At 42.6% G+C, this 4,131-nt stretch carries 5 protein-coding genes; 3 read left to right on the top strand and 2 right to left on the bottom strand.

The features are described 5' to 3' along the window. Nucleotides 1-231: 231 nt before the first annotated feature. Nucleotides 232-969, top strand: a complete 738-nt coding sequence (locus VZ94_RS20555; protein WP_045780668.1) for an Rpn family recombination-promoting nuclease/putative transposase — start codon at nucleotides 232-234, stop codon at nucleotides 967-969. 149 nt (nucleotides 970-1,118) lie between these two features. Here VZ94_RS20555 and amrS read toward each other — a convergent pair whose 3' ends face one another. Beyond that, nucleotides 1,119-2,228: an AmmeMemoRadiSam system radical SAM enzyme gene (gene amrS, locus VZ94_RS20550; RefSeq protein ID WP_045780667.1), complete on the bottom strand. Its 1,110-nt coding sequence runs from the start codon at nucleotides 2,226-2,228 to the stop codon at nucleotides 1,119-1,121. Between the two features lie 33 nt (nucleotides 2,229-2,261). Here amrS and amrB point away from each other — a divergent pair, with 33 nt between their 5' ends. Both amrB and amrA read left to right on the top strand, forming a co-directional pair. After that, a complete protein-coding gene (amrB, locus tag VZ94_RS20545) occupies nucleotides 2,262-3,041 on the top strand; it encodes an AmmeMemoRadiSam system protein B (RefSeq protein WP_045780666.1) in 780 nt (259 codons plus the stop codon). Next, nucleotides 3,028-3,597, top strand: coding sequence for an AmmeMemoRadiSam system protein A (gene amrA, locus VZ94_RS20540; protein ID WP_045780665.1), 570 nt, complete (start codon nucleotides 3,028-3,030; stop codon nucleotides 3,595-3,597). The genes amrB and amrA overlap by 14 nt, the downstream gene beginning before the upstream one ends. 100 nt (nucleotides 3,598-3,697) lie before the next feature. Here the strand turns inward: amrA and VZ94_RS26240 are convergent, their stop codons facing one another. Further along, nucleotides 3,698-3,835, bottom strand: coding sequence for a hypothetical protein (locus VZ94_RS26240; RefSeq protein ID WP_157844996.1), 138 nt, complete (start codon nucleotides 3,833-3,835; stop codon nucleotides 3,698-3,700). Nucleotides 3,836-4,131 lie beyond the last annotated feature (296 nt).

Raw genomic sequence — 4,131 nt, 5'->3', positions numbered from 1 at the left:
ATAAAAATCAATGAAAAAGGTGCGCACAGCGCACCCTACAACAACACAAGATACCGAAAACTTGACCGTTCAGAGTATATAAACATGAATATTACCATTGAAATCAATCAGGAAATGAGCGGTAACCTGATAGAAATCAAAAGTGCTTTCTGACAATTTACTAACTTTATCGTTTAAGCAACACACTATCATCGAACCCTATAACAACTATTTGGTAATCGGAGCTAGGTTATGAGTCAATTAACTTCAGTGCAAAAAAAGTATTTCAATCCTTATACGGATTTTGGCTTTAAAAAATTATTCGGTGAAGAAGGCAGTAAAGAGTTATTAATTGATTTTTTAAACCAGCTTTTACCCATTCATCATCAAATTGCTGATTTGACTTTCAAAAACAGTGAGAATCTGTCTGACACGGAAGAAGATAGGAAAGCTATTTTTGACATTTATTGCGAGAGTAAAACCGGCGAAAAATTTATCGTTGAAATGCAAAAGGGCAAGTTGAAGTATTTAAAAGATAGGTCACTATTTTATGCGATGTTTCCAATCCGTGACCAAGCCGAAAAAGGCCTGTGGAATTACCAATTAATGCCGGTTTATTTTATTGCCATCTTGGATTTTGAGTATGATAAAGATTGTAAATTGCGTAAATTTATGCGTGATATTTATTTAAAAGACCAAGACGGTGATGTGTTTTATGAGAAATTGAATTTTAAGTTTTTGCAAATGCCGTTATTTAACAAACGAGAAAGTGAGTTAGAAAGTCATTTTGATAAATGGCTGTATTTTCTAAAGAATTTAGAAAGTTTTGACCATATTCCAACTGTTTTAAATGAGCCTATTTTTCAAAGGGGATTTGAAATAGCTGAACTTGCGCATTTAACTTCAGCACAGTATGAGCAATACCAAAAAAGCTTGCTTCAATATTGGGATTTAAAAAATGTCAAAGATGCAGCTTTTGAAGAAAGGTGAAAAATCGGGTTTTGAAAAAATAGCAATAGCCATGCTATTAGATAACGAATCTGTGGAAAAAAATTGTTAAGTACACTCAATTACCCGTTGAAAAAATTAATTCTTTGAAAATAACGTTAAAAAATGGCTCATAAACCAGGGTAAGCCTCTCAATCATCATGAAGCCTCACTGCCACACGTTTAGCACCCCAATCACCTGGTGTTGCCTCAAAAACTCCTGCGCAAACTGCACCGCAGTGGCAACAACGTCCAACTTCGGTGAGCTGCCACTCAGACAACACATACCAATCTCGCCCAATCAATAATTGCCCGCACTGAGCACAATATGTGCTATCGGCGGCTTTATCATGCGCATTCCCGATATAGGCGTAACGCACACCATTAGCTAAAGCAATATTACGTGCGTTTAATAGCGAGGCTAAAGGCGTGCGCGGCTTATCTAGCATTTTCCAATCAGGATGAAACGCGGAAAAATGCATAGGCACATCAGGGCCTAGATTCTCAACAACCCATTGTGTCATCGCGTTTAACTCCGCATCGGAATCATTCTCGCCTGGAATAATTAACGTCGTTAGCTCTAACCACACCTGAGTCTCGTGCTTAATGTAGTTAAGGGTTTCTAATACTGGCGCTAAATGGCTACCGGTAATTTGATAGTAAAATTTTTCGGTAAACGCTTTTAAATCGATATTAGCTGCGTCCATATAGCGATAAAATTCTGCTCTAGGCTCAGCACATTGATAACCGGCGGATACGGCAACTGACTTAATACCTAACGCCCGGCAAGCCAACGCGGTATCAATAGCATATTCATGAAATATCACGGGGTCGTTATAAGTATAGGCTACGCTAGCACAACCATAGGTTTGCGCTGCTTGTGCAATCGTTTCTGGACTTGCAAAACTCATTAAGGTATCCATTTCTCTGGATTTACTAATATCCCAGTTTTGACAAAACTTACAGGCTAAATTGCAGCCCGCCGTGCCGAATGACAACACCGGCGTACCGGGTAAAAAATGGTTTAAGGGCTTTTTTTCAATAGGATCAATCGCAAAACCACTCGCCCGGCCATAACTGGTCATCACAATTTGCCCGGCTAGCTGTTGTCTAACAAAACATAAACCACGCTGGCCTTCATGTAATTTACAATAACGCGGACACAGATCACATTGACAACGACCATCGTCTAAACGATGCCAATAGTGAGTTAATACCGTATCTGCTAACCGCTTGTTATCGTTTACTAGAAATTCAGTCATACTACACCTGTCTATCGTTAAGGAACTGCCATTATGAATAGAATGCCTGCGGTTGCGGGTAGTTTCTACCCAGCCAACGCCGATCAATTGCGTCAACAAGTACACGCTTATTTAATTCGGGCGCATAGCGGTACTAGAGTACCTAAAGCGCTCATCGCACCTCATGCTGGCTTAGTGTATTCCGGTGCGATTGCCGCTAGCGCTTATGCGCGCTTAGAGCCAGCGTTTGATACGATTAATCGTGTTGTATTGCTAGGGCCATCACACCGGGTCGCTTTTAAAGGTTTAGCACTCACCCAAGCGGACTCTTATGTCACCCCTTTAGGTGCAATTCCGATTGACCATACCATTGAGCCGATTTTAGCTGATTTAGCGTATGTCGGCATCTTAGAACAAGCTCATACACACGAACATAGCTTAGAGCTGCAACTACCTTTTTTACAGCAGCAACTGGCTAGCTTTAGCATAATACCGATAGTGGTAGGCGATGCAACACCAGAGCAAATCAGCACTGTTTTAGAGCGGCTATGGGGCGGGCCTGAAACGCTTATCGTGATTAGCTCGGATTTAAGCCATTATCACAACTATGAAACCGCGCAAAAATTGGATAAAGCCACGAGTATTGCGATAGAAAAACTCCAATATGAGCGCCTAGATTACGAATCCGCCTGTGGCAAAGTGCCGATAAGTGGCTTATTAAAACTAGCGCGCGATAAAAATTTAACCGTTAAAACCATTGATTTGCGCAATTCGGGCGATACCGGAGGCGATAAACGTAGAGTCGTAGGGTATGGTGCTTATGTCATTGACTAGCGAACAACAACAAATCTTATTAACGCTGGCTAAAGCCTCGATAGTACACGGCTTAACCTATGGCAAAGCCTTAACACCTAGCTTAGAAGATTATCCAGACAGCTTGCTCAAACCTGCGGCAACATTTGTCACGCTCAATAAACAACAGCAATTACGTGGCTGTATAGGCATGTTAGAACCGGTGCGGCTATTACCGATAGACATTGCTGAAAACGCCTATGCTGCCGCGTTTAAAGACCCAAGGTTTCCGCCGTTACAATCATCAGAACTCGCCTTAATCGATATACATATCGCCATTCTCACCGCGCCCGAACCTATGACGTTTAGCTCAGAAAGCGACTTGTTAGCACAATTACAACCCGGTATTGACGGCTTAATCTTGTCAGAAGGCTTTAGGCGTAGCACCTTTTTACCGGCAGTTTGGCAATCCCTACCTAAACCGCAACAATTTCTGAATCATTTAAAGCAAAAAGCCGGATTACCAGCGAGTTACTGGTCTGACACCTTAACTATAGCCAGGTATAGAACAGAGTCGTTTCCTGACGACATGACCTAATAAGCCACGCTGGTTAGTACTAAAGGACAATGCCGAGTTGAGGCAAAACGTTTATGGAAAACGGCTAAAGCCGTTTTACTCCTATTGGAGTCCAACGGCTTTAGCCGTTGGCTGCTGCGGGTTTAGCTTGGCCTTCGACAATAGCCATTTCCTCGAGCGTTAAGCCGTACAGCCCGTAAACCTGGATGTCGATTTGTTGTTCCCATGCAAGGGTGTCTTGTCCGGCTTTTTTGCACAAAAAAAAAACGGCTAAAGCCGTTTTACTCCTATTGGAGTCCAAACGGCTGTAGCCGTTGGCGGCTGGGGGTTTAGCGTGGCCTTCGACAATAGCGATTTCTTCGGGCGTTTAAGCGTACAGCCCGGTAACCGGGGTTTCGATTTGTTGTTCCTCTGCTCAGGAGTCTTGTCCGGCTTTTTTTGCACAAAAAAAACGGCTAAAGCCGTTTTACTCCTATTGGAGTCCAACGGCTTTAGCCGTTGGCGGCTGGGGGTTTAGCTTGGCCTTCGACAATAGCGATTTCTTCGGGCGTTAAG

Origin of the sequence: Methylocucumis oryzae (assembly GCF_000963695.1) — a bacterium.
GTDB lineage: Bacteria > Pseudomonadota > Gammaproteobacteria > Methylococcales > Methylomonadaceae > Methylovulum > Methylovulum oryzae.
This window is presented reverse-complemented; position numbering and strand designations above follow the sequence as displayed.